This is a genomic window from Mesorhizobium sp. B1-1-5 (assembly GCF_006443065.1).
Lineage (GTDB): Bacteria > Pseudomonadota > Alphaproteobacteria > Rhizobiales > Rhizobiaceae > Mesorhizobium.
Map to the genome: position 1 here is coordinate 1 of NZ_VFWS01000034.1, position 23,803 is coordinate 23,803.

Consider the following 23,803-nt stretch of genomic DNA (forward strand, 5'->3'; position numbering starts at 1 on the left):
ATCTCCCCCCTTGAGGGGGAGATGTCCGGCAGGACAGAGAGGGGGGCGAAGGAACGCCGTCATGCGAAATTAGCCCCCATCAAAACCTCGGAATATCCGGAAACGCCACCTGCCCGCGATGCACATGCATCCTCCCCAGCTCCGCGCACCGGCGCAGCTGCGGAAACACCTTGCCGGGGTTGAGCAGGTGGTTGGGGTCGAAGGCGCATTTCACCCGCATCTGCTGGTCGAGGTCGATCTGGTTGAACATTTCCGGCATCAGGTCGCGCTTCTCGACGCCGACGCCATGCTCGCCGGTCAACACGCCGCCGACCTGGACGCAAAGGCGCAAAATGTCGGCGCCGAAGCTCTCGGCCTTGTCCAGCTCGCCCGGCACGTTGGCGTCGTAGAGGATCAACGGGTGCAGGTTGCCGTCGCCGGCGTGGAAAACATTGGCGACACCTAACCCGTATTTCTGCGAAAGGTCGCGCATGCCGGCAAGCACCCTCGGCAGTTCCTTGCGCGGGATGGTGCCGTCCATGCAGTAGTAGTCAGGCGAGATGCGGCCGACCGCCGGGAAGGCCGCCTTGCGGCCGGCCCAGAAGCTCAGCCGCTCCTGCTCGGATTGCGAGATGCGGCAGGTGGTCGAGCCGTTCCTGTAGGCGATCGCCTCGACGAGGCCGATCAGGTGGTCGACCTCGACACTCGGCCCGTCGAGCTCGACGATGAGCAGCGCCTCGACGTCGAGCGGATAGCCGGCATGGACGAAATCCTCGGCCGCGTGGATCGCCGGGCGGTCCATCATCTCCATGCCGCCGGGGATGATGCCGGCGCCGATGATGTCGGCGACGCATTGACCGCCCTGTTCGCTGGTCGGAAAGCCGATCAAGAGAGCGCGCGCCGTCTCCGGCTTCTTCAATATGCGCACGGTGACCTCGGTGACGACGCCGAGCAGGCCCTCGGAACCGGTCATGACGCCGAGCAGGTCGTAGCCTTCCTGGTCGAGATGGCTGCCGCCGAGACGCACCACCTCGCCGTTCATCAGCACCATCTCGATGCCCAGCACATTGTTGGCGGTGAGCCCGTATTTCAGGCAGTGCACGCCGCCGGAATTCTCGGCGACATTGCCGCCGATCGAGCAGGCGATCTGGGAGGATGGATCAGGGGCGTAATAGAAGCCCTCCTGCTCGACGGCGGTGGTGATGCCGAGATTGGTGACGCCCGGTTGGGCGACGACGACGCGATTGGGATAGTCGATTTGAAGAATGCGGTTGAAGCGGCTCATCACCAGCAGCACCGCATCCTCGAGCGGCAGCGCGCCGCCCGACAGCGAGGTGCCGGAGCCGCGCGGCACGACGCGGATGTTGCGCTCGTTACAGTATTTCAGCACGCGCGAGACCTGGGCGACCGTTTGCGGCAGCACCACGACCAGCGGCAGCTGCCGGTAGGCGGTCAGGCCGTCGCTTTCGAAGGCGCGCATTTCATTGGCCGCGTCGACGACGCCCTCGCCCGGCACGATGATGCGCATGTCGGCGACGATCTCGGCGCGCCGGCGCATCGTTTCGGCATCTGGCTTGGGCATGGCTAGGCCGGATATCGGGCAGCCTCATCCGCTTTTGACTGGTCAAAATCTTTTACCAGCCTGACGTTTTTGTTGCAAATGCTGCTTTGGTCACACGCGGCGGCAAGCGTAACGCCAAGCTTCCGCAGCGGCAATCTGCCGCTGCGGACAGACCCGCGCGTGAAGATGGTTGTCCGCTATTCGCCCGGATGCTTCGCCGGCTCGGAATGCATCTTCCGCACCCGGCGCACGCCCCACCAGACGAGCAGGATGGCGACCGGCACGGAGGCCGCGGTGACCACTTCGGGCGCGAAAGCGTGACCGAAGACCGAGGCGCCCTTGGCCAAATAGCCGATGAGGCCGACGACATAATAGGATACGGCGGCGACCGACAGGCCTTCGACGGTCTGCTGCAGGCGCAGTTGCAGCCGGGCGCGGTTGTTCATCGAGGCCAGCAGGTCGCGGTTCTGCTTCTCCACATCGACATCGACCCAGGTTCGCAGCAGCGTGGTGGCGCGGGTGAGTTTTCGCGACAGGTTGGCCTGGCGCTCCTCGACCGAGCGGCAGGTACGAATGGCCGGCGCCATGCGCCGCAAGAGGAAGCCCGCCCAGGTGTCATAGCCCTGCACCGGCTCCTCATCCAGCGCTTCCAGCCTCGCGGTGACGATGCCGTCATAGGCGCGGCTGGCGCCGAAGCGATAGAGGCTGGACGCGGCATCGGCCTCGAGCTCGGCGGCGAGTTCGGTGAGGTCGGCGAGCAAGGTCTGGCTGTCGCGGGTCTCGACCGCCTTCATTTCCAGCGTGGTCTGCGCCAGGCGGTCCTCGATGCGACGGGCGCGGCCTGACAGCGTCAATGCCATCGGCAGGCCAAGCATGGCCAACGTCCGATAGGTCTCGATGTCGATCAGCCGCTGCGACAGGGCGCCGGTGCTGGCCGGCGTCAGGCCGCGATCGAGCACCAGCATGCGGGTCAGGCCGTCGCCGTCCTGGCGGAAATCGGTGATGATGGCGGCAGCGCCCCGCTCGACCAGCGAATAGCACAGGCTGGTCGGGTCGAAGCCGGCGATCAGCCTTTCGCTCGCCTGCGTCCATTTGCGGATTTCCAGGCGGATGCCGGAGATTACGGTGCCGGGTGGCGAGAAGCCATTGCCGAAGGGCGAGTCCTCCTGCCCCCGGCCGTTCTCGGCCAGCGGCCCTTCCCAGAGATAGGTCGAGAACTCCGTATGGCGCTCCCAGCGCAGCGTGCCCTTGCCCCATTTCATTGCATGGTGGCGGGCATTGCGCTCGGGTGCGGCGATGCCCAGCCGCCGCGACAGTTCCGACAGCACGGCATGATCGACCGCAGTGCCGCCCTCGGTCATGAAGGAAAGCTGGACGAGCACGCGCGGTTTCTCGATCAGCGGATGCGGGCGGGCATGGACCTCGCCCAGCGCGCCGGGCCGTCCCTCATGCGCCGGAAAGCCCATCACGCTGCCTTGGGCGCGCGGCTGGAATTCGAGACTGGACATCTCGTCGGACACGGTTGGTCCCCCTGGTTTCGACCTTCGTGCGAACCCTGCCGTCTTGCGGCAATCGGCGGGACGCGTAAACAGCAAATATCTGCATCCAGGCCGGTTGGCACGCGGCCGGCTATGCGACGGGCTGGACGAATTGGATAAATAATTTGACCAGTTGGCGACAGAGGCTTTAATCTGCGCCGCATCCGTCCCGTTTCCCAGGCACCCTTCCGTTGAGCGACATCTTCTCCAGGATCGAGCATTCGCGCACCGCCGACGAGGTAGTGCAGCAGATCGAGAGCCTGATCCTCGAAGGCGTGCTGCGCACCGGCGACCGGTTGCCCGGCGAGCGCGAGCTGGCGCGCCAGTTCGACGTGTCGCGGCCGATCCTGCGCGACGCGCTGAAGGCGCTGGAAGGCCGCGGGCTGCTGACGACCAAGGCCGGCGGCGGCACGCATGTCGCCGACGTCATCGGCCAGCTTTTCACCAAGCCGGTGACCGATCTCATCTCCACGCACCGCAAGGCGGTGACCGACTATCTGGAATACCGGCGCGAGATCGAGGCTGTCGCGGCCGAATACGCGGCGCGGCGCGCCACGCCGGAGGATCTCGCCCTGCTCGACCGCATCATGGCGCGCATGGACGAGGCGCACCGGACCGGCGATTTCGACGACGAGGCGGAAATCGACGTCGAGTTCCATCACGCGGTGTGCGAATGCGCGCACAACATCATCCTTTTGCACACGCTGCGTTCCTGCTACCGGCTGCTGTCGGAGGGCGTCTTTCAGAACAGGCTCCTGGTGTTCGGCGTGCCCGGCGCGCGCGAGGCGCTGCTCGAGCAGCACAGGGCGATCCACGCCGCGATCAAGGCGGCAGACCCAATTGCGGCGCGCAAGGCGGCGATGGACCACATCACCTATGTCGAGCGCTCGATGGCTGAGGCCGAGCGCAGCGGCGAGTGGCAGCGCGTGTCCAGGCTGCGCCTCAGACAGCGCTCGGACTCCGGCGACATCGAACCCACACGCAAACGCTCCTAAGCAGCGGGGACAACCATGAGCGAAATCCTCACCATCGCCGACCTCAAGGACCTGGCACGCCGCAAGGTGCCGAAGATGTTCTTCGACTACGCCGATTCCGGCGCCTGGACGGAGAGCACCTACCGGGCCAACGAAGAGGATTTCGGCAAGATAAAGTTCCGCCAGCGCGTGCTGGTCGACATGAGCAACCGTTCGCTGGAATCGGCCATGGTCGGTGAAAAGGTGGCGATGCCGGTGGCGCTCGCGCCGACCGGGCTGACCGGCATGCAGCATGCCGACGGCGAGATGCTGGCGGCACAGGCGGCGGAAGCGTTCGGCGTGCCGTTCACGCTGTCCACCATGAGCATCTGCTCGATCGAAGATGTCGCCTCGGTGACCAAAAAGCCGTTCTGGTTCCAGCTCTATGTGCTGCGCGACAAGGACTTCGTGCTCAATCTGATCGACAGGGCCAAGGCGGCCAAATGCTCGGCGCTGGTGCTGACGCTCGACCTGCAGGTCCTGGGACAGCGCCACAAGGATGTACGCAACGGTCTCTCCGCGCCACCTAAGATGACGCTCGCCAACATCATCGACCTTGCCCTCAAGCCGCGCTGGTGCCTGGGGATCGCCGGCACCAAGCGCCGCACCTTCCGCAACATCGTCGGCCACGCCAAGGGTGTCGGCGACGTCTCTTCGCTGTCGTCCTGGACGAACGAGCAGTTCGATCCGCACCTGTCGTGGAAGGATGTCGCCTGGATCAAGGAGCGTTGGGGCGGCAAGCTCATCCTGAAAGGCATCCTCGACAAGGAGGACGCGCTGATGGCGGCTGAGACCGGCGCCGATGCGATCGTGGTCTCCAATCACGGCGGGCGGCAGCTCGACGGCGCGCCGTCCTCGATCTCGGTGCTGGAAGAAATCGCCGATGCGGTCGGCGACAGGATCGAAGTCCATATGGATGGCGGCATCCGCTCCGGCCAGGACGTGCTCAAAGCGCTCTGCCTCGGCGCCAAGGGCACCTATATCGGCCGACCCTTCCTCTACGGCCTCGGTGCGATGGGCAAGGACGGCGTCACCAAGGCGCTCGAAATCATCCGCAAGGAGATGGACATCACGCTGGCGCTGTGCGGTAAGCGTTTGGTAACCGACATGGGCAAGGAGCAGTTGCGGCGCTAGGCCTTATTCACCGATCCGCCCTAGTTTCCCGTGATGAACCGCACGGGAAGACGTACGCTTGACTGAGACCGGCATCCACTATCTCGACGCGCGCGGGCCGGACGGCATGCGGCTTTACGCGATCGGCGACGTGCACGGACGCTACGACCTGCTCGCCGCCATGCATCGCCGCATCGAGAGCGAACTGGAATATGCGCCCGGGTCGGACTGGCGCATCATCCATCTCGGCGACTATGTCGACCGCGGACCGGATTCCAGAAGCGTCATCGATTTCCTGATCGAGACGCGCAAGCGCGATCCGCGCAACATCATGCTCGCCGGCAACCACGACATCGGCATGCTCGAATTCCTAGCCGAGGCAGAGCCGGACGGCCTGTTCATGAATTACGGCGGCGTGCAGACGGCGCAGTCCTATGGCGTCGATCTTCTTCGCGACGGCCCCTGGTACGGCAAGGGACAAGCGATCGCCCGGGGACATATGGCCCTGGTGAAAGCGGTGCCGCGCAGCCATGTCGATTTCCTGCAATCGCTGACGTTTTCGGCGACCTTCGGCGACTTCTTCTTCTGCCATGCCGGGATAAGACCGGGTGTGCCGCTCGACCGTCAGAACCAGCAGGACCTGATCTGGATCCGTGACGCCTTCCATGACCATCCAGGGCTTTTTTCCAAGGTGATCGTGCACGGGCACACGCCCGTCCCGGAAGCCGAGGTGAAGGCCAACCGCGTCAATGTCGACACGCTCGCCTGGAAATCCGGAACGCTAAGCGCGCTGGCCGTCAATGGCGGCGACAAACGCATCCTCGTCATGCAGGGGAAAGCGTTGTAGGCGCTGCGACGGATTGCCAGGCAAATGAAAGCCGCCACTGGCCCATACGGGCAATGAATTTCATGTTGCCGAGATCGGTCTCGCCCGTACAGATTGGACGCGCCGGCTTGAGATCAAGACACCAGCGGCGGATACTGAGCCGCTCTTTCCGCGTTTCCTGAGCCGTCACGCTCGCATTGATTTTGCACGGCAGTCATGATCGACCTGATTGAACTCATCTACGAGGCTGCCTTCGTTCCGGAGCGGTGGAACCAGGTGCTCCAGCAGGCGAGCGAGCAGTCGAATTCGGCCAGCGCGCAGGTCTTCTTCTTCAGCGACGACAGCCCGCCGCGCGGAACGACGCTCGACAATCTGCGGCCGCTGTTCGACGAGTTCGTCAAGGGCGATTTCTGGAAGTTCTGCGACAGCGTCCAGAAGATGTGCAGCTTGCAGCCGGCAAGCTTCGTGCGCGTCGACGACTTCATGAGCGCCGAGGAGATCGAGCGCGATCCGGCCCGCATCATGCTGAGGCAATTCGGCATCGGCGCTCATCTGTGCGCGGCTATCCCCATGCCGACCGGCGAGCTCGCGACATTCGTGTTCCAGAAATGGACCAAGGACGGCGGCTATAAGCATGGCGAGGTCGACAGGCTCGACGGGCTGCGACCTCATCTTGCCCGAGCCAGCCTGGTCGCCGGGCGGTTGAGAGTCGAGCGCGCCGAAGCGACCGCTTCAGCGCTCAATCTGCTTGGCTTGCCGGCCGCCGTGCTTTCGTCAAATGGACGGGTGATGGCAACGAACCTGCATCTCGATCGGCTGGACGCGGCGTTCCTGCCGGTGGCCCATGGCGGACTGGCGATCGCCGACCGCGATGCCAATCGGCTGTTTCAGGAGGCCGTGGCCGACATGAGCCGGCGCGGCAGTGCGATCGGATCCATCCCCGTGCCGGGGATCAGTGGCCAGGCGCCGTTCGTCGTACATCTTTTGCCGCTGCGGCGCGCCGCGCACGACATCTTCGGCAATGCCGACATCCTCGTGGTCGCGACACCGGTCAAGCCAAGCGCGCTCGTGCCGTCGGCGAGCCTGCTCAACGCCTTGTTCGATCTGACCCCGGCGGAGGCGCGGCTCGCCATCGATCTCGCCGCCGGCCTCACGCTGGCGCAATCGGCAAGCCGCAGCGGCGTCACCGTCAAATCGGCCCGCACCTATCTCGAGCGTGTCTTCCAGAAAACCGGCACTCATCGGCAGAGCCAACTCGTCGCCATGCTGAAAACGATGCGGCCGCTGGTCCAGTGAGCGGCCTGCACCGGTTCATCGTTTCACGAACGCAGAACCGCGCTTTGTCTTGACGCAATTCAGGACGGAACCGTTTCACACTTTCCTGGAATTGCTCAAAGCCAGATCCCGACGCGGAGATCCACCCCTCAACCGAGAGGTCAGGTCTAGTTGAGCGAGGCGGTGACGCCGTAGCCGTCGACGGCCCGGTGGTTTGTCGCTGCATCGGCGGCATAAATGCCGAGGCCGCAGAGCACGATGGCAGACAGCATGACAAAGGACAAAAGCGCTGCTTTCACGGACGTCATCTCTGGTTGAGCTTTCTGCATCTGTGCACGAGGCGGTTACCAATGCGTTGAAACGATAAAATGTGTCTCAATGTTTCGACGATTTCGCGCTTCTAGGCAGATTCTGTATCGCCGGTGTGTCGCTTGGATCACACAGAAGGTTCATCGCGGTTGCACGGACGATACAGGGCGGGCGCCTTCTAAGATGGCAGGCGAGCACAAGCCAAGCATGAAGCAGGTTTTCCCCAGGCGGAACCGGTGCCGCGTGCCAATTATGCCACGCTTCGGGTCAGGCTACTCTTTCAACCCAGGGCAAGCCTCGCCGAATCCTTGCCCACAGACCGCGGCGGGTGATGAAATCCTGGTATTCTCGATAAGCTGGGTCGGCCGCTAGATGCCGCCCTTCCGTGACGGCGCGTAGCCAGTAGAGGGCGTTTACGCCGGCAAGCAGCAGGCACGACTGCACGGCTACGGTCCAGCCCTGGGTGCTGAGGAACGGCATCGAGATCATCCACCAGCTGATGTTCTTACAGAGATAGGCGGGATGCTTGACCCAGCGGTACGGTCCGTTGGTGATGATGCCGCGATTGGTAAGGTTGGAGAACCGCAGACCGAAGGAGACGGTCGCCCAGGTATAGACCAGGACCAACGCTAGGATGATGCTGCCCCAGAGGCCGTAGATCAGCGGGTAAGATTCGAGGAAATGGCCCCAATAGGCGTCGTCCTGATCAAAGGCGAGATATTTGACCCCGACCGAGCTCCAGAACGGCGGATAGCAGAACAGGCAGATCACCCATCCGCTGACGGTTGGCTCGGCCGAGCGAAGATGGCTGTCGGTCAGGCGCAGGGTAAGCGTGTAGGCGACGGTCGCGAAGAGAACGTCGACAAGATAAAGAAAGTCGATGCCGAAGGAGAAGAAGTGCTCGAAATTGTCGATCGACACCAGTGGTGAGCGTGCCCAGAGCGCGGCGAGGTCATTGTTGGTGTAGATGAACATCAGCGGCAGGAAGAAGCCCTTGATGATCCAGCCTCGACCGTGCGCAGCTAGCATCGACCAGTCCCTTGGCCGGTTGCCCGCGACAAGGCGACCCAGCTGGGCATAAGCGTCCTCAGGCTGGCGCTGCAGGCGGTCGACAAAGGCGATGTAGACGGGTGAAAGCAGCACCAGCGCAGGCAGGCCGTAGAGCGCCGCCTGTTTGAAAGGATCGTAAAAGCTATCGGAATAGACCGGCAGCAGCCAGTAGATCGCGGCGACAACGCCGACGGTGAGCCACAGCCCGGCCAGCTTGTAGAGGATTCGCCTTATATCGGACGGTCGCTGCGGCGCGGCGGACAGGCCCGACGAGGCGTTGTGCTGGACCCGATAGACCTGCAGGTCGACCACCACCATGGCGAGCGCGACGACGGCAAGAACGGCGAGCGTCCTGATGTAGTCCGGCTGCTGCCACGAACGCAGTGCGATGACCGTCGCGACCATGGCCGCAAGACCGGCGATGCCGCTCCACGCCCCGGTTGCCGATCGCGGAGGCGCATCCAGGGCGCTCAATCGCAACGTTTTCGCATCGTGCAGCAAGGCTCAGCCACTGGTGCCGCTGGTGCCGCCCGAGGTGCCGCCGCTCGTGCCGCCGGAAGTGCCACCACTGGTTCCGCCGGAGGTGCCGCCGCTCGTCCCGCCGGAGGTGCCCCCGCTCGTCCCGCCCGAGGTGCCGCCGCTCGTCCCGCCGGAAGTGACGCCGCTTGTCCCGCTGGACGTGCCGCTGCTCGTCCCGCCGGAAGTGCCGCCGCTCGTCCCGCCCGAGGTGCCGCTGCTGCTCGATCCGCCGCTGCTTTTCCTCGCGGGACGATGCTCAGCGCCATTGCCGCCGCCGGATTCGCAGCGACCGGGGGACGCGCAGAAGGAGGCCAGATGGATCACAGGCGCTCCCGCCGCCGAATTCACCAACTGCCGCAAATCGCTCGCGACGTGCGCGGCCGCCGCGCAAGCACCACCGGCAACGACCGCGTATCCGACGACAAACCCCACAATCCGCATGAAAACCCCTGCCTCAAGAGCGACACCAGGCAATTACCCAAGGGTCCGCCCGCGGTGATCAAAAGACTCCGGCCCTGTCACGCAAGCCGGATACCTCCATGCGCCTTCGCGCACGCCTTCCGCGTGCTCGATTTGAACCCGGTAACCAATGAAAGGCAGGATCACAGACTCCGCAGTCGTCATATGACGACTACGCCGGACTTTTTCACACCGGCCAAGTCTGGAGGGCCCCCTGTTACGACCAGGGCCCGTGATCCATTGTGCGGCGTTACGTCATTTGCGGCTTTGGCATGACTCCAGCCAGTTTCGATCGTTTAGATCGTCGCCACCCAGGCGCGGGCAATGGCGAGCCCCGCGGCGTCGGCATCGGGCCCGTTGCGGGCCATCTCGTCATCAAGCTTGCCGGCCCAATCGGGATGGCGTTCCCCGATCAGCGATGCGAAGGAGGTGCTCCAGTCGCGCACCATCGGCGTATCCGCTTCGAAGTGGAACTGGAAGCCATAGACGGCGCGGCCGAGGCGGAAGGCCTGGTTTTCGGCGATCGCGCTGCCGGCGAGCCGCACGGCGTTTTCCGGCAGGCCGAACGTGTCGTCATGCCATTCGAAGATCGGGAATTTCTCGGGCAGCGCCGCCAGGACCGGATCCGATTTGGCGGCCTGCGTCAGCGACACCTTATGCCAGCCGAACTCGGTGGCGCCGCCGATCTGGTTGGTGCCGCCGAAAGCCCGCGCCAGAAGCTGACTGCCGAGACAGATGCCGAGAACCGAACGGTCCTTGTCGGCGAAATCGCGGGTCAGGTCGAGCAATGCGGGGAAGTAGGGGCAGATCTCGTCATCGAGCGCGTTCTGGGCGCCGCCAAGCACCACGATGGCATCGTGCTCGGTGCTGTCGCCGGGCAGAGTATCGCCGCGATAGGGCTTGCGCAGGTCGATATCGGCGCCGGCTTCCACAAGGGCAGCGCCGATCTGGCCAAGGCCCTCATTGTCGAAATTCTGGACGACCAAAACCCGCATCGAAAACCTGCTGACATGAAAACGCTGGGGCGAGCGATATCATGCGGCCCGTGTTTCAGCCAAGATGCGTGCCGGAGAGAAAGCTATGCCACTGCAAAACCGGGTCGATCCCTTCGGCGCCATCCACGCGGTGCCGGAACGCGGCCTGTTCACCGGCAATCGCGGCATCATCCATGACCCCGAGACGAAGACGCTGCTGAGGAAGCGCTGGGCCTTGCCGGCCTGGATCATCTGTGCCTGCGAATTCGGCAATGTGCGGCGCGAGCCGATGGGTCGCAACCGGCCTGGCGGAAAGGCAGGTTGGACGGAGCTGTTCTTCCTCGACGAGGTGACGGCGCTGGCCGCCGGCCACCGACCCTGCTTCTTCTGCCGGCGTGAACGGGCGACCGACTTCGTCAGCCGTTTCGGCAAGGCGTTCGGGATCGACGAACCGCGCGCGCCGATGGTCGACAAACGGCTGCACAAGGAGCGGCTGGCTTCCGGCGGACGGCCGCCTTCCGTGACCGCGCCGGAGCTCGGAGGCTTGCCGGATGGAACGGTGGCAGCGCAGGGCGACGCTGCCTATGCGCTGCGCGGCGGCAAGGCACGCAGATGGTCGTTCGCGGGTTATTCGAGTCCCATCGCCTTCGATCGCCTCACCGGCGGGTCGCTGCGCCTGCTGACGCCGGCGACCACCATTGCGGTATTGCGGCAAGGCTTTGCGCCTGTCTGGCATCCGACCGCCGATATTTGATGCCGCAGCCGGCCTCGCTCGTCCTAAGCAGATATCATGGGATGTCCCACGAATATCTGCTTAGATTCCCTTGTTTTTCGCAGGTTCTGATCGCAAAACCGCGAGACACTTTTGCGGAACCTGCTTGGGCCATGCGCGCCAACTACAAAATGCAGCGGCTGTTCGTGCCTGACGATCTCGGACCCGGCCTCGAATTCGACGCCGGACAGCAGCAGAGCCATTATCTCGCCCATGTGCTGCGGCTCGGCGAAGGCGCCGAGGTGCTGCTTTTCAACGGCCGCGACGGCGAATGGTCGGCGTCGGTCACCGCGAAGTCCAAGAAGGCGGTCCGGCTGAAGGTGCTGGAACTGCAGCGGCCGCAGCCGCCGCTGCCGGACCTCGTCTATTGCTTCGCGCCGCTGAAGCAGGGCCGGCTCGATTACCTTGTGCAAAAAGCGGTCGAGATGGGCGCAGGCATACTGCAGCCTGTCATCACCCAGCACACGCAAGTGGCGAAGCCCGGCATCGAACGGCTGCGCGCCAATGTCGTCGAGGCGGCCGAGCAATGCGGCATCCTGGCAGTGCCTGAGGTGCGCGAAGCGGAGAAGCTGGAACGGCTGCTCGCCAACTGGGACAAGGAGCGGCGGCTGATCTTCTGTGACGAGGATGCCTCGACCAACAATCCGCTGCGGGCCTTGCAAGCGGTAAACGAGAAGAAACTTGCGCTTCTGGTCGGTCCGGAAGGCGGATTTTCCGAGCACGAGCGCAAGATGCTGAGGGCCCTGCCATTCGTCACCGCCATCCCGCTCGGGCCGCGCATCCTGCGCGCCGACACCGCGGCGGTGGCCGCACTTGCCGCGATCCAGGCGACGATCGGCGACTGGTAGGACCTTGCCTTCTCCCTTTGTTTGGACCGGGGATATCGCGAACAGGTGTGCGAGGACATCGCGAACAGTTTTGCGCGTTTTGCGCGAGGGTTTCGGAATGTCCCCGAGGGGAAGGGGAAGGCGAGCCATGCAGATCAAATCCAGTTGAGCCGTGGCTCAGGATTTTTCGCTTGATCGGCTACTGACATTTCGTCCATCTAGCGCCCGGCGGCCAGCTGATGGCTGCGGAGGGCTTTCTAATGGCGCGCGACACAACTGATACCCAGCTCATCGAAGGCGTCGACGAACTTGTCGGCTATCTGGCCGACGGCAACAAGCCGCGTGACAAATGGCGCATCGGCACCGAGCATGAGAAATTCCCCTTCTATGTCGACGGCAACGCGCCGGTGCCCTATGGCGGCGAGCGCGGCATCCGCGCCATCCTCGAGGGAATGCGGGAAAAACTCGGCTGGGACCCGATTATGGATGCCGGCCGCATCATCGGCCTGGTCGAACCGACTGGCCAGGGCGCGATCTCGCTGGAGCCCGGCGGCCAGTTCGAACTTTCCGGCGCGCCGCTGGAATCGATCCACCAGACCTGCCGCGAGGGCAATGCGCATCTGGCGCAGGTGCGCGAGATCGCCGAGCCGCTCGGCATCCGCTTCCTCGGCCTCGGCGGCAGCCCGAAATGGTCGCTGACCGACACGCCGAAAATGCCCAAGTCGCGCTACGAGATCATGACGCGCTACATGCCGAAGGTCGGCACCAAGGGCCTCGACATGATGTACCGCACCTGTACGATCCAGGTGAATCTCGACTTCGAGAGCGAAGCCGACATGCGTCGCAAGATGCAGGTGTCGCTGAAGCTGCAGCCGCTGTCGACGGCGCTGTTTGCCAACTCGCCCTTCACCGAGAGCAGGCCTAACGGCCTGCAGAGCTGGCGCGGCGACATCTGGCGCGACACCGACAACCAGCGCTCCGGCATGCTCGAATTCTGCTTCTCGCCCGATTTCGGCTTCGCCGATTATGTCGAATGGGCGCTCGACGTGCCGATGTATTTCGTCATCCGCGACGGCCACTATCACGACATGACGCGCTACACCTTCCGCCAGTTCATGGCGGGCGCCGCCCGCAATGAACTCCCTGACGGCCTGCCGACCATGGGCGACTGGGCAAATCATCTCTCGACCCTGTTCCCCGACGTGCGCCTGAAGCGTTTCCTCGAAATGCGCGGCGCCGACGGCGGGCCGTGGCGGCGCATCTGCGCCCTGCCCGCCTTCTGGGTCGGGCTGCTCTACGACGAGCAGGCGCTTGACGCCGCCGAGACGCTGACCGCGAGCTGGACTTACGAGGAAGCGCTGGCGATGCGCAACGCCGTGCCCGAGCAAGGCATCGCGGCGCCGTTCCGCAACGCCACCTTGCGCGATGTCGCCCGCGACGTGCTTGCCATCTCGCGCACGGGCCTGAAGAATCGCGGCAAGAAGAACCGCGACGGCTATGACGAGACGTCGTTCCTCAACACGCTCGACGAAGTGGTCGCGCGCGGCACCACCAGCGCCGAGGAGATGCTGTCGGCCTACCACACGCGCTGGGGCGGCTCGATCGAGCCGGTGTTCATGGAATATGCGTATTAACCGTCCGGCATGCGCCGAGCGGTTGGGCGCCAAAAGCCGCTTCAATCGGTGATGGAAACGAACTAGGCTCTCCGATGAGGATATTCTCGGAGGAGAACCCAAATGCCTTCCCTGTTCGACATTTTCGCCCAGGCCCAGAACGGCGCCGGCATGCAGGCGCTGGCACAGCAATATGGGCTTTCAATGCAGCAGACGCAGGCCGCGGTGCAGGCGCTGCTGCCGGCATTCTCGCAAGGGCTGCAGCGCAACACCGCCGATCCCTACGGGATGGGCGCGTTCATGACGGCGATGGCGAGCGGCCAGCACGCCAAGTATTTCGAGGACGCCACGAGGGCCTTTTCGCCGCATGGCATCGATGAGGGCAACGGCATACTCGGCCATCTGTTCGGCTCGAAGGATTTGTCGCGCGCCGTGGCAGCCCAAGCCGCGCAGGCGACGGGATTGAGCCAGCAGGTGCTGCAACAGATGCTGCCGGCGATGGCCTCGATGATGATGGGCGGGCTGTTCAAGCAGACCAACAATCAATTGAGTGGGGGGCAGATGCAGGCCGCCGGCCTCGGCGGCAGCGGCAATCCGCTCGGCGAGATCATCGAGCAGATGATGCGCCAGGGCGGCCTCGCGCCGGCGCCGCAGACACGCCAGGCGCCGCAGCCGCCGCCCTATGGCGAGAACCCGCTCGGCAAAGTGCTGCAGGATATGTTCGGCGGCGGCGCGCCGCAAACCCAGCCCCAGCAGGCGCCCAGTCCGTACGGCGAAAACCCGCTCGGCAAGGTGCTGCAGGATATGTTCGGCGGCGGTACGACGCAGCAGCCGCAGCCGCAGCAGACGCAAAGTCCCTATGGCGATAACCCGCTCGGCAAGATCTTCGAGGAGATGCTGCGCCAGGGCGGCGGCGGTTTCGGCATGCCCGGGGGACAACCGGCGCCGCAGCCGCAGCAGCGCCAACCGCAGCCAAGCGCGCCGCAACAACCGCAAACCAACCCGAGCGGCCGGCCGCGAAACCCGTTCGACGACATCTTCGGCAAGATGTTCGAGACCGGCGCGCAGCAGCGCGATGAATATGAGAAGAACGTCGGGACGATCTTCGACCAGTTCAAGCGCGACATGGACCGGCGGTAGGTAGCAAACGCCCGAAGCGACGTTCCGTGAGCAAGAGACTTGAACAAATGCGCCGCAATCCCCGCGGCGACTGGTCGATGCGAGATTTCAAGGCAGTCTGCGACGAGGCCGGCATTCAATGCGTGCCGCCGAGATCGGGCGGATCGCATTACAAGATCTACCACTCGGCAATGGCCGACATTTTGACGGTGCCTTTCAAACGCCCGGTCAAGCCCGTATATATTCGAAAACTCGTGTCGTTTATCGACGAGGCAAAAAAGCATGACCGACAAGCTTGAATATCCTGTCGTCATCGCACCACTCTCGATTGAGGACGGTGGCGGGTTTTCCGCTTATGTCCCGGATCTTCCCGGTTGCATGAGCGATGGCGAAACTCCCGAGGAGGCCATCGCGAATGTCCAAGATGCCATCGTGGCTTGGATAGAAGCTGCGCATGAACTTGGCCGGTCAGTGCCAAGACCGTCGAGAAAATTGGCTTTCGCCTGATCCCCTGAGACGCTTTCCGGAGAGAGGCGCGGTCAAAAAATGCCCGGTCCTGGAGGAGGAACCGGGCAATGTGCAGGCTGGCCGGCGGGGAACCGGCAGGGAGTGTGGGAGCCTGCATGAAACTTGGTCGCGCTTGGCCGTGAAAAGGTTCAACGCGACCGGAAATCCAGGCAATGCGGCCGTTCAGGCCACCTGACGAGCGAGATCCTCGATCGTGTCGGCGCGCTCGCTGGCGATGGCGCGCAGCTTCACCGTCGGATCGCGGCCGAAGGGCACGGCGACGGCGACATGGAGGTCGGCGCGGGTCAGGCCGATATCGGCAAGCTCGGCGTCCGACATCTCGCCCAGGCGATAGAAGGCGCGGCGATTTTTCCAGGCGACATAGGCGTTGGCGAGAGCATTGAGCACGCGCGTCGCAACGGCCGGACGCGTGGTGATGCGCGGGGTCTCGGAAGCGAGTTCAATCGTGGTCATGTCAGTCTCTCCTTCGGGAGTCGAGCGGACGAAACCAGGCAAGCGGCGCCTTGGGAGAAGCGCCGCTCCAGTTTCCATTCATTGACGTGATGCATATCGTCGTCCCAGAACTGGGAACCACTTCTGGGCGACATGCACTGCTTTCATGTGAACGATGCCAATTTGCCATCGCGAGATTGATTAATCCAACGAATGTTTTTAATCTGTAGCATCAACATCAATGATGGGTTTGACCGATGAAAGCGCCGCTCGACCTCGATCAGTTGCAAACCTTCATCTCGATCGCCGACACCGGCAGCTTCACCCGCGCGGCCGAGGAGGTGCACCGGACACAGTCGGCAGTGTCGATGCAGATGCGGCGGCTGGAGGAGCGGATCGGCAAGCCGCTGTTCGAAAAGGACGGCCGCACCAACAAACTGACCGAGGAGGGCGAGAGGCTGCTTTCCTACGCGCGGCGGCTGATCCATCTCAACCGCGAGACTTTGGCCGCCTTCGACGACCAGCGGCTCGAAGGCACGATCCGTATCGGCACGCCGGACGACTATGCCGATCGCTTCCTGCCCGAGATCATGGCGCGTTTCTCGCGCTCCAATCCGCGCGTCGAGCTGACCGTCGTATGCGAGCCGACGCCGGGGCTGGTCGAGCACATCAAGCGCGGCAATCTCGACCTGGCGCTGGTGACGCATAACGACACGCGCGGCCAGTCGGAAGTGGTACGGCGCGAGCCGCTTTTGTGGGTGACGTCCGCCAACCATGCCACGCATGAGCAGGAGACGCTGCCTATGGCGTTCGGCCGGCCGAACTGCATCTGGCGGCGCGCCGCCGTCGACGTGCTCGACCGGCAGAACCGCGAGTACCGCGTGCTGTTCTCCAGCTTCTCGGCCACGGTGATTACCGCGGCCGTGCTTTCCGGCCTGGCGGTCTCGGTGCTGCCGGAATGCGCGCTGCGGCCCGGCATGCGCGTGCTCGGCGAGGCCGACGGCTTCGGCCAGTTGCCGGACTGCCGCATCGGCATCATGCGCGGCCAGACCTCGCAACCGGAGATCGTCGACGCTTTGGCCCGCCACATCGCCGAAAGCCTCGACAACATTTCCGTGCCGCTCAGCGAGGAGGCGGGAAGCTTCGACTTCGCCGCGCTTGCCTTTGCCAAGATGAAGCGGGTCAAGGCGAACCAGATCATGCCGGGATGGTAATCAGGCCCGAGCGGCGGAGCGCTCCTGATCCATTGACGAGACACCCGGCAGCGCAAGCAATTGGCCGGGCTCCAGCGGCGGCGACAGCAGATAGCCCTGCAACTGGCGGCAGCCCATGCCGACCAGCAAGGCCTTTTGTGCATCGGTTTCGACGCCTTCCGCGGTCACCTCGACGTTGAGCGCCTGCGCCAGCTCGATCAGCGTCTTGACGATGGCGCGCGCGCTTTCGTCCTCGTCGAGCAGATGCACGAAAGAGCGGTCGATCTTCAACTTGTCGATCGCCTGGCGGCGCAGATAGCTCAGCGAGGAATAGCCGGTGCCGAAATCGTCGAGCACGATGCAGATGCCGGATTGGCGCAGCGCGGCAATCACCGTGCCGATCGTATCATTGTGCTCGAGCAGCACGCTTTCGGTGGTCTCAAGCTGCAGGCGACAGGGATTGAGTCCGGTTTCGCTCAGGATATCGGCGACCTGTCCGGCAAAGCCGATGTCACGCAGCTGCATCGGCGAGATGTTGACCGCGATCCAGGGCAATTCGGTCCCGGCGGCAAAGCGGCAGGCTTCGCCCAGCGCCCATTTGCCCAAATCGCCGATGAGGACGAGGGGTTTTACCGAGCGGAGCGGCCTGACAAGGCCGCGCTCTTCGGCGATGGCGATGAATTGCGCTGCCGGCAAAGCGCCATGCACTTCATGACCCCAGCGGATCAGCGCTTCGGCCCCCAGTATTCCGCGGCCGTCGGCCGCGAAAACCGGCTGATAGGCGAGCTTGATGCCACCTTCGCCTTCCAGCGCCTTGCGGAGTTCGGACTCGACCTTGCGCTTGCGCAACAAGAGATCGTCCATGTCGCCGGCAAACAACTCGTAGCGGCCACGACCGTTCTTCTTGGCCTCGTAAAGCGCGATGTCGGCCTTGCGCAACAGCTCGTCCGCATCGGTGTCCGATCCGGACGACAGCGCGATGCCGACGCTCGCGCTGACGAAGACCTGGTCGTCGATCAGCCGGAACGGCTCACGCAGCTTCAAGAGCAGCCTTTCGGCGATGTCCTCGGCACTTCCGACGTCGGGAACGTCAAGCAGGATGACGGCGAACTCGTCACCGCCGAGCCGCGCGACGGTATCGACTTCGCGGATCGCATGCTTGAGCCGCGCCGCGGTCTGGCGCACGAGCTCGTCACCTGCCGGGTGGCCGAGCGTGTCGTTGATATGCTTGAAGCGGTCGAGATCGAGGTAAAGCAGCGCGATGCGCGTCTTGTCCTTGCTGGCGAACAGCAGCGTGCGCCGCAGGCGGTCCTCGAACAGCGCCCGATTGGGGAGGCCGGTGAGCGTGTCGTGGAAGGCGAGATACTGCGCCTGGTCCTGGCTGGTCTGCAGCGCGGCCGAGGCGCGACGCAACCTTCGCAACAGGAATACCAGCGCGCCGCCCGCCAACAGCAGGGCGATCGCCAAGGCAGGAGCGATCTCGCGCACTAAGGCAAGGCCGGGCCGCAGCTGGTCCCAGCCGATATAGCCGAGGATGACGCCGCGCGAATCGACCAGCGGCACGGCGGCTGGGCCAGCCGGCTGTGACAAAGGCACCAGCCGCGCGCCATCAAGCAGGTACTTTCCGGCGATCTTGCCGATCACCGCGTCATTGATGAATTCGACCGATACATGCAGGCACTCGGTGCCGCGCGCCTGAGTGATCCTGTCCGAGCTCGGCACCAGCGGCATCACACTCAGGATCGCCGGCTTGCCGTCGAGCGACACCAGATCCTCGGCCACCATCTTCGCAGGCTGACCGTATGCATCGGCCTGCGGCGGCCCAGCCAGCATGCGACGGAGTTTTTCGATGATGGGAAGAAGCGCGGGCTGGTCCTCGCCATAGGCGGAAGCGTCGACCACCTTGCCCTCGCGCATAGCGTGGATCGCATGATTGGCGGCGTCGAGAATATAGACCCGGTTGTGACCGTAGTAGGTGAACATCCAGACACTGAGATTCTCTTCGATCCAGGTCTGGTTGCCTGCCCTCACATTGATGATCGCGTCATCCCAGACCGAAACGCTTTCCTGCTCCCGCTGAACAGACGCAATCTGGTCCTTCAAACCATCGGCGATGAACATCTTTTGTCGTACGAGCGAGGCATCATCGGCCTGGCTGGCCGCGTAGAAGCCGAAGCCCACGACGATGGCTAAAGCGAAAGTGGCGAGCGTCAGCACGGTCAGCGTGACCTGACGGGTCAACGGGCTGCTGTTTTGGCGTACGCTCATCAGGTCCCCGGCCGGCTCTTCGGGCCTGTCAAAGCAAATCGGGCTTAACATCGCGTTATAATATTAGCGCGGTTTCTCCGCGCTTGACGCGGGCCGATAAGCGTTCCCCAATCGCGCAATGAGTGAAACAGCAACCGAATCACGCAGCAACGCCACCGAATATACGGTGAGCGAGATTTCCGGCGCGCTGAAGCGCACTGTCGAGGACAACTTCGGCAATGTGCGGGTGCGTGGCGAGATTTCCGGCTATCGCGGCCCGCATTCGTCCGGCCACGCTTACTTCGCGTTGAAGGACGACCGCGCGCGGATCGATGCGGTGGTCTGGAAGACCACCATGGCGCGGCTGAAGTTCCGCCCCGAGGAAGGCATGGAGGTGATCGCCAGCGGTAAGCTGACCACCTATCCCGGCAAATCCAACTACCAGATCGTTATCGACAATCTGGAGCCGGCGGGCGCCGGCGCGCTGATGGCGCTGCTCGAAGAGCGCAAGCGCCGGCTGCAGGCCGAAGGCCTGTTCGATGCCGGCCGCAAGCGGCGGCTGCCTTTCATGCCCAAAGTCATCGGCGTCGTCACCTCGCCGACCGGCTCGGTGATCCGCGACATCATCCACCGCATCAAGGACCGGTTTCCGCTCCATGTGCTGGTGTGGCCGGTGAGGGTCCAGGGCGAGACGACGGCCAGAGAGGTGACCGCGGCCGTCAACGGCTTCAACGCGTTGACATGGGACGGACCCATCCGCCAACCCGATCTGTTGATCGTGGCACGCGGCGGCGGCAGCCTCGAGGACCTCTGGGGCTTCAACGACGAAGGGCTGGCGCGGGCGGTGGCGGCGTCCGCCATCCCGGTGATCTCGGCCGTCGGGCACGAGACCGATACGACTCTGATCGACTTTGTTGCCGACATGCGCGCGCCGACACCGACGGGCGCGGCCGAGATCGCCGTGCCGGTCAGGGCGGATCTGGAGGTTACCCTGGCCAGCCTTGGCGCGCGGCTCAACGCCTGCGCCTCGCGGCATCTGGAACGCAAGCGCCAGGCGGTGCGCGCCGCGGCGCGCGCGCTCCCCTCGCCCGACCAGCTGCTGGCGCTGCCGCGCCGCCGTTTCGACGATGCGACCAGCCGCCTCGGCCGCGGGCTGACGGTGAATATCGAGCGCAAGCGGGCGACGCTAGAGCGGCAAAGGCTGACGCCGGCAACTCTGTCGCGGCGCCTCAATGAAGCGCGCACGCTGACTGGTCGCGATATTGCCCGGGCGCGAGCCGCGTTCTTCGCCATCGTGCGCGAAAGGCGCGCGCGCTTCAAACGCACGGCGGCAAGGCTGTCGCCGGCGCCGATCGTACGGCGCCAGAAGCAACAGGCCGACACGCTGGCCGCGCTGTCGCGCAGGCAGGATCAGGCCACGGCGCGGCGCCTCGACCGGCTGCGCGCGGCTCTTACCCAGGCGGACCGGCTGCTTTCGACATTGTCGCACAAAGCCGTGCTGGCGCGTGGCTTCGCGCTGGTCAAGGACGCCGAAGGCGCCGTCATCAAGCGGGTCGCGGAGCTGGCGCCGGGCGCGGCGCTGCAGCTGGAATTCGCCGACGGCAATGCCGAAGCCATCGCAACCTCCGGCGGCGCGCGGCCGAAACTGGCCGCGAAGTCGTCCGCCAAGGCCAAGGAGCCGGGCAGTCAGGGTTCGTTGTTCTGAGGTTTCCATGAGCGACCACGACCCGCATCTTCGCACGCCATCGGGCAAGCCGCGCCTGCGCTCCTTCGGCATCGCGCTCGACGGCATGCCCGGCCGTTTCAACGCCATCACCGACGTGCCGGGTGTGTCGGTGGGCTACACGACGCTGATTTCAGGCGACGGCCCGCTGCAGGTCGGCAACGGTCCGGTGCGCACCGGCGTGACCGCGATCCTGCCCAGGCCGGCTCAGGAACTCGCGACGCCGGTGTTCGCCGGCGTGTTCAGCCAGAACGGCAATGGCGAGCTGACCGGAACGCACATCATCGAGGAAACCGGCGCCTTCAATTTCCCGGTCACCATCACCAACACGCATTCCTGCGGCGTGACCCGCGATGCCACCTTGCGCTGGATGCATCGCGTCTCGCCGGCCGCGCTCGACAGCGGCTGGGGCCTGCCGGTGGCGGCCGAGACCTATGACGGCTTCCTCAACGATATCAACGGCCATCATGTGAGCGTCGACCATGTGGCCGCGGCACTCGACAGCGCCAGCAATGGGGCCATCGAGGAAGGCAGCGTCGGCGGCGGCACCGGCATGATCACCTTCGGCTTCAAGGCCGGGTCCGGCACCGCCTCACGCGTCGTCGCATGGCAGGACAGGCGCTACATTCTCGGCGTGTTCGTGCAGGCGAATTTCGGCAAGAGGCACAATTTCACCATTCGCGGCCGGCGTGTCGGCCCAGAATTGGCCCAGCCGGCCATCCGCGAGCGCACGCCCCGCGCCGAAAAGGGCTCGATCATCGCCGTCGTCGCCACCGATGCGCCGTTCCTGCCGCATCAGATGAAGCGGCTCGCCCGGCGCGTGCCGCTCGGCATCGCCATGACCGGCGGCTATGGCTATCACAGTTCTGGCGACATTTTTCTCGCCTTCTCTACCGCCAATGCCGAGGCCGCGCTGGCGCCTTCAGGCCGCATCGCCCGCGCGGAATTCATCCCGGACGTCGACATCGACCCGTTCTTCGACGCGATCGTGCAAGGCGTGGAGGAAGCGATCCTCAACGCATTGGTCGCCAATGCGGATATGACAGGGCGCGACGGCAATTTCGTGCCGGCGCTGCCGAAGGAATGGCTGAAGGAAAAATTCGGCTGAGAAACGGCGCCGCCGGCCTGTGGCAGGCGGGTGTTTATTCCGGTTTGTCCGGCTTGACTTCGCTGGTGCCCTCTTCGGCGGCTTCCTCGAGGCGCGACGCGATCAGCTCCTGGATGTCGCCGACCTCTTCCTGGATGTCCTCGAGCAGAATGCCTGCCTCGGCAGCCTTGGCGCAGCACTCCCTGGCGAGGGTCTCGGCCTGCTTGTCGATCTTGATCGGCAAATCCTGGCATTGGACTTTCTCGCCAATCCATCCGCGCAAGAACTCGATCGCATGTTCACTCATACTGCTTTTTCCCTAGCGGCAAAGCCGGTTGGTAGCCATGAACGTCCGCACCCTTGCAAAGGATGCATGCCCCATTCGACCCGAGTCGGCCTCGACCGGCAAGACACCTTGTCTGTGGGATAAGACATCCCGCCCAAAGGACAAGAGATGGTCCGCGGAGCCGAAGGAATGGAAGGGTTCAAGGTGCACGTTCAGATCATCGAGAGTGATGGTACCGTTGGCTGGGATCGAACCAGCGACCTCCGGATCCACAATCCGGCGCTCTAACCAGCTGAGCTACAACGGCCTGCCTGCCTGAGCTGGATCGAGGTGAAAGCTTCATTCTCCGTGATCCGCTCTGTCGTTCGGCGATGCGTCAAATACGGGCTATCGGATTCTAATTCAAGGGCCTTGATAAGGTAAACGATTGGTTTCCTCATCCGCCTGTCGTCAAGGCAAAAGAAAAGGCCGGCGGGAGGAGGTGCCGGCCTTTTCCTGTTACGAGCCAGCGGGAGGAGGTGCTGGCTGGTCACCCCGGAAACGGAGGGAGGAGGTTCCATTTCCGGGTATCTGGTTACTCAACCTATCGCACGACTATTTGTCTGACGAAATGCGACGTTTTGATGCATCGCAGGGTTGTGCGCTGAAATCAGGCGGCCTTGGCGTCCTTCATCGCCTTCTCGAAGGCGCTCTTGACCGGCTTGGAGACGTCCTCGACCGCCTTGGTGGCAACGGTCTGGAATTCCTTGGCCTGCTCGACGGCCATTTCGACGCGCTTGCGCAGGAAGGAGGTCTGCAGCTCGACGACTTCCGAAAGGGTCTTGGCGCCGACCAGGGCTTCGAGGTGCGAGAAGCTGGCCTCGGCATTGGCGCGCAGCGCGGCGATGGCCTTCAGCGAAACGTCGCTGGAAACGGTCTTGGCGGTCTCGTAGGTCGACTCCAGAACCTTCTGGGTCTCCTCGGCGCCGGTCTTCAGCTTGGCATAGGCTTCCTTCGACTGCTCGACGCCCTTCTCGGCGAAGGCGCGGATCTGGTCAGTGGCCTGGGAAGCATCAAAGCTCGGGAACTCGACGTTTTCGATGGTCTCGGAGGGCTTGGCAGTGGTCTTGGACATTTTCCAACCTTTCGGGGCAGCGGCTTTGACAGAAAGCCGTCTCGTTCATGTATGATGGCAATATAAAGGATCTTTTTGTGCGTTGCAATATCTTTGCTGCACCGCACCATAAAAATCTTTCCCCTGCGTCAGCCACGAGAGCCGTTAACCAAGAGCCCAGAGATTTCGACCGATACAAGCTTAGGCTTGTGGACCTCCGGGCCGCGGGCTTTTATTAACAAAGCGTTAACTGAAAAATGCCCGCTT

23 protein-coding genes and 1 tRNA gene are annotated in these 23,803 nt (G+C 64.0%); 14 read left to right on the forward strand and 10 right to left on the reverse strand.

What is annotated here, in order from left to right:
* Positions 1-79: 79 nt before the first annotated feature.
* Both FJ980_RS13525 and FJ980_RS13530 read right to left on the reverse strand, forming a co-directional pair.
* The gene (locus FJ980_RS13525) at positions 80-1,576 is read right to left on the reverse strand and encodes an FAD-linked oxidase C-terminal domain-containing protein (RefSeq protein WP_140543417.1); all 1,497 of its coding nucleotides are present in this window, start codon (positions 1,574-1,576) and stop codon (positions 80-82) included.
* Positions 1,577-1,737: 161 nt separating this feature from the next.
* Positions 1,738-3,060 carry a DUF3422 family protein gene (locus FJ980_RS13530; RefSeq protein WP_140543419.1) on the reverse strand — a complete coding sequence of 441 codons (1,323 nt, stop codon included), beginning with the start codon at positions 3,058-3,060 and terminating at the stop codon, positions 1,738-1,740.
* Positions 3,061-3,269: 209 nt separating this feature from the next.
* Between FJ980_RS13530 and FJ980_RS13535 the strand changes: the two genes are divergently transcribed.
* From FJ980_RS13535 to FJ980_RS13550, 4 genes are all read left to right on the forward strand, one after another.
* On the forward strand, positions 3,270-4,073 hold the full coding sequence (locus FJ980_RS13535) for an FCD domain-containing protein (protein ID WP_140543421.1): 804 nt from the start codon (positions 3,270-3,272) through the stop codon (positions 4,071-4,073).
* A gap of 15 nt (positions 4,074-4,088) precedes the next feature.
* The gene (locus tag FJ980_RS13540) at positions 4,089-5,225 is read left to right on the forward strand and encodes an alpha-hydroxy acid oxidase (RefSeq protein WP_140543423.1); all 1,137 of its coding nucleotides are present in this window, start codon (positions 4,089-4,091) and stop codon (positions 5,223-5,225) included.
* 58 nt (positions 5,226-5,283) lie between these two features.
* Positions 5,284-6,051, forward strand: coding sequence for a metallophosphoesterase (locus FJ980_RS13545; protein WP_140543425.1), 768 nt, complete (start codon positions 5,284-5,286; stop codon positions 6,049-6,051).
* Positions 6,052-6,246: 195 nt separating this feature from the next.
* On the forward strand, positions 6,247-7,326 hold the full coding sequence (locus FJ980_RS13550; RefSeq protein ID WP_140543427.1) for a helix-turn-helix transcriptional regulator: 1,080 nt from the start codon (positions 6,247-6,249) through the stop codon (positions 7,324-7,326).
* A gap of 146 nt (positions 7,327-7,472) precedes the next feature.
* Here FJ980_RS13550 and FJ980_RS13555 read toward each other — a convergent pair whose 3' ends face one another.
* Positions 7,473-7,613 carry a hypothetical protein gene (locus tag FJ980_RS13555; RefSeq protein WP_095769965.1) on the reverse strand — a complete coding sequence of 47 codons (141 nt, stop codon included), beginning with the start codon at positions 7,611-7,613 and terminating at the stop codon, positions 7,473-7,475.
* A 268-nt stretch (positions 7,614-7,881) separates the two neighbouring features.
* Positions 7,882-9,069: an isoprenylcysteine carboxylmethyltransferase family protein gene (locus FJ980_RS13560; RefSeq protein WP_181181195.1), complete on the reverse strand. Its 1,188-nt coding sequence runs from the start codon at positions 9,067-9,069 to the stop codon at positions 7,882-7,884.
* Between FJ980_RS13560 and FJ980_RS34675 the strand changes: the two genes are divergently transcribed.
* Positions 9,053-9,682: a hypothetical protein gene (locus FJ980_RS34675; protein WP_181181196.1), complete on the forward strand. Its 630-nt coding sequence runs from the start codon at positions 9,053-9,055 to the stop codon at positions 9,680-9,682. The genes FJ980_RS13560 and FJ980_RS34675 overlap by 17 nt on opposite strands.
* A 256-nt stretch (positions 9,683-9,938) precedes the next feature.
* Here the strand turns inward: FJ980_RS34675 and FJ980_RS13570 are convergent, their stop codons facing one another.
* On the reverse strand, positions 9,939-10,637 hold the full coding sequence (locus tag FJ980_RS13570) for a type 1 glutamine amidotransferase (RefSeq protein WP_140543433.1): 699 nt from the start codon (positions 10,635-10,637) through the stop codon (positions 9,939-9,941).
* Between the two features lie 85 nt (positions 10,638-10,722).
* On the opposite strand from FJ980_RS13570, the gene FJ980_RS13575 reads away from it, so the two are divergent.
* From FJ980_RS13575 to FJ980_RS13600, 6 genes are all read left to right on the forward strand, one after another.
* Positions 10,723-11,370 (forward strand): hypothetical protein, encoded by a 648-nt coding sequence (locus tag FJ980_RS13575; protein ID WP_140543435.1) that lies wholly within the window; start codon positions 10,723-10,725, stop codon positions 11,368-11,370.
* Between the two features lie 131 nt (positions 11,371-11,501).
* Positions 11,502-12,236, forward strand: a complete 735-nt coding sequence (locus tag FJ980_RS13580) for a 16S rRNA (uracil(1498)-N(3))-methyltransferase (protein ID WP_140543437.1) — start codon at positions 11,502-11,504, stop codon at positions 12,234-12,236.
* Between the two features lie 239 nt (positions 12,237-12,475).
* Positions 12,476-13,849 carry a glutamate--cysteine ligase gene (locus FJ980_RS13585; protein ID WP_140543438.1) on the forward strand — a complete coding sequence of 458 codons (1,374 nt, stop codon included), beginning with the start codon at positions 12,476-12,478 and terminating at the stop codon, positions 13,847-13,849.
* Between the two features lie 102 nt (positions 13,850-13,951).
* The gene (locus tag FJ980_RS13590; RefSeq protein WP_140543440.1) at positions 13,952-14,968 is read left to right on the forward strand and encodes a DUF937 domain-containing protein; all 1,017 of its coding nucleotides are present in this window, start codon (positions 13,952-13,954) and stop codon (positions 14,966-14,968) included.
* Between the two features lie 26 nt (positions 14,969-14,994).
* The gene (locus FJ980_RS13595) at positions 14,995-15,246 is read left to right on the forward strand and encodes a type II toxin-antitoxin system HicA family toxin (RefSeq protein ID WP_140543442.1); all 252 of its coding nucleotides are present in this window, start codon (positions 14,995-14,997) and stop codon (positions 15,244-15,246) included.
* A complete protein-coding gene (locus FJ980_RS13600) occupies positions 15,230-15,454 on the forward strand; it encodes a type II toxin-antitoxin system HicB family antitoxin (protein WP_140543444.1) in 225 nt (74 codons plus the stop codon). The genes FJ980_RS13595 and FJ980_RS13600 overlap by 17 nt, the downstream gene beginning before the upstream one ends.
* Before the next feature lie 183 nt (positions 15,455-15,637).
* Here FJ980_RS13600 and FJ980_RS13605 read toward each other — a convergent pair whose 3' ends face one another.
* Positions 15,638-15,928, reverse strand: a complete 291-nt coding sequence (locus FJ980_RS13605) for a DUF1127 domain-containing protein (RefSeq protein ID WP_140543446.1) — start codon at positions 15,926-15,928, stop codon at positions 15,638-15,640.
* Between the two features lie 236 nt (positions 15,929-16,164).
* On the opposite strand from FJ980_RS13605, the gene FJ980_RS13610 reads away from it, so the two are divergent.
* Positions 16,165-17,121: a LysR substrate-binding domain-containing protein gene (locus tag FJ980_RS13610; protein ID WP_140543448.1), complete on the forward strand. Its 957-nt coding sequence runs from the start codon at positions 16,165-16,167 to the stop codon at positions 17,119-17,121.
* Here the strand turns inward: FJ980_RS13610 and FJ980_RS13615 are convergent, their stop codons facing one another.
* The gene (locus tag FJ980_RS13615; protein ID WP_140543450.1) at positions 17,122-19,368 is read right to left on the reverse strand and encodes an EAL domain-containing protein; all 2,247 of its coding nucleotides are present in this window, start codon (positions 19,366-19,368) and stop codon (positions 17,122-17,124) included.
* A gap of 118 nt (positions 19,369-19,486) precedes the next feature.
* Here FJ980_RS13615 and xseA point away from each other — a divergent pair, with 118 nt between their 5' ends.
* Together xseA and FJ980_RS13625 are read left to right on the forward strand one after the other, a co-directional pair.
* Positions 19,487-21,052 carry an exodeoxyribonuclease VII large subunit gene (gene xseA / locus FJ980_RS13620; RefSeq protein WP_140543452.1) on the forward strand — a complete coding sequence of 522 codons (1,566 nt, stop codon included), beginning with the start codon at positions 19,487-19,489 and terminating at the stop codon, positions 21,050-21,052.
* Positions 21,053-21,059: 7 nt separating this feature from the next.
* A complete protein-coding gene (locus FJ980_RS13625; protein WP_140543454.1) occupies positions 21,060-22,178 on the forward strand; it encodes a P1 family peptidase in 1,119 nt (372 codons plus the stop codon).
* A 34-nt stretch (positions 22,179-22,212) separates the two neighbouring features.
* On the opposite strand, the gene FJ980_RS13630 is transcribed toward FJ980_RS13625, so the two are convergent.
* From FJ980_RS13630 to FJ980_RS13640, 3 genes are all read right to left on the reverse strand, one after another.
* Entirely contained in the window at positions 22,213-22,464 is a 252-nt protein-coding gene (locus FJ980_RS13630; RefSeq protein WP_140543456.1) for a DUF768 domain-containing protein, read from the reverse strand.
* A gap of 209 nt (positions 22,465-22,673) precedes the next feature.
* Positions 22,674-22,750: transfer RNA gene (locus tag FJ980_RS13635), tRNA-His, on the reverse strand.
* A 342-nt stretch (positions 22,751-23,092) separates the two neighbouring features.
* A complete protein-coding gene (locus tag FJ980_RS13640; RefSeq protein ID WP_140543458.1) occupies positions 23,093-23,557 on the reverse strand; it encodes a phasin in 465 nt (154 codons plus the stop codon).
* Positions 23,558-23,803 lie beyond the last annotated feature (246 nt).

Bases quoted from the DNA above. Each gene is read 5' to 3' on its own strand.
- FJ980_RS13540 (WP_140543423.1), top strand. From the start codon at position 4,089: ATGAGCGAAATCCTCACCATCGCCGACCTCAAGGACCTGGCACGCCGC.
- FJ980_RS13550 (WP_140543427.1), top strand. From the start codon at position 6,247: ATGATCGACCTGATTGAACTCATCTACGAGGCTGCCTTCGTTCCGGAG.
- FJ980_RS13555 (WP_095769965.1), bottom strand. From the start codon at position 7,613: ATGACGTCCGTGAAAGCAGCGCTTTTGTCCTTTGTCATGCTGTCTGCC.
- FJ980_RS34675 (WP_181181196.1), top strand. From the start codon at position 9,053: ATGACCGTCGCGACCATGGCCGCAAGACCGGCGATGCCGCTCCACGCC.
- FJ980_RS13560 (WP_181181195.1), bottom strand. From the start codon at position 9,069: ATGGTCGCGACGGTCATCGCACTGCGTTCGTGGCAGCAGCCGGACTAC.
- FJ980_RS13570 (WP_140543433.1), bottom strand. From the start codon at position 10,637: ATGCGGGTTTTGGTCGTCCAGAATTTCGACAATGAGGGCCTTGGCCAG.
- FJ980_RS13575 (WP_140543435.1), top strand. From the start codon at position 10,723: ATGCCACTGCAAAACCGGGTCGATCCCTTCGGCGCCATCCACGCGGTG.
- FJ980_RS13580 (WP_140543437.1), top strand. From the start codon at position 11,502: ATGCGCGCCAACTACAAAATGCAGCGGCTGTTCGTGCCTGACGATCTC.
- FJ980_RS13585 (WP_140543438.1), top strand. From the start codon at position 12,476: ATGGCGCGCGACACAACTGATACCCAGCTCATCGAAGGCGTCGACGAA.
- FJ980_RS13590 (WP_140543440.1), top strand. From the start codon at position 13,952: ATGCCTTCCCTGTTCGACATTTTCGCCCAGGCCCAGAACGGCGCCGGC.
- FJ980_RS13600 (WP_140543444.1), top strand. From the start codon at position 15,230: ATGACCGACAAGCTTGAATATCCTGTCGTCATCGCACCACTCTCGATT.
- FJ980_RS13605 (WP_140543446.1), bottom strand. From the start codon at position 15,928: ATGACCACGATTGAACTCGCTTCCGAGACCCCGCGCATCACCACGCGT.
- FJ980_RS13610 (WP_140543448.1), top strand. From the start codon at position 16,165: ATGAAAGCGCCGCTCGACCTCGATCAGTTGCAAACCTTCATCTCGATC.
- FJ980_RS13615 (WP_140543450.1), bottom strand. From the start codon at position 19,368: ATGAGCGTACGCCAAAACAGCAGCCCGTTGACCCGTCAGGTCACGCTG.
- xseA (WP_140543452.1), top strand. From the start codon at position 19,487: ATGAGTGAAACAGCAACCGAATCACGCAGCAACGCCACCGAATATACG.
- FJ980_RS13625 (WP_140543454.1), top strand. From the start codon at position 21,060: ATGAGCGACCACGACCCGCATCTTCGCACGCCATCGGGCAAGCCGCGC.
- FJ980_RS13630 (WP_140543456.1), bottom strand. From the start codon at position 22,464: ATGAGTGAACATGCGATCGAGTTCTTGCGCGGATGGATTGGCGAGAAA.
- FJ980_RS13640 (WP_140543458.1), bottom strand. From the start codon at position 23,557: ATGTCCAAGACCACTGCCAAGCCCTCCGAGACCATCGAAAACGTCGAG.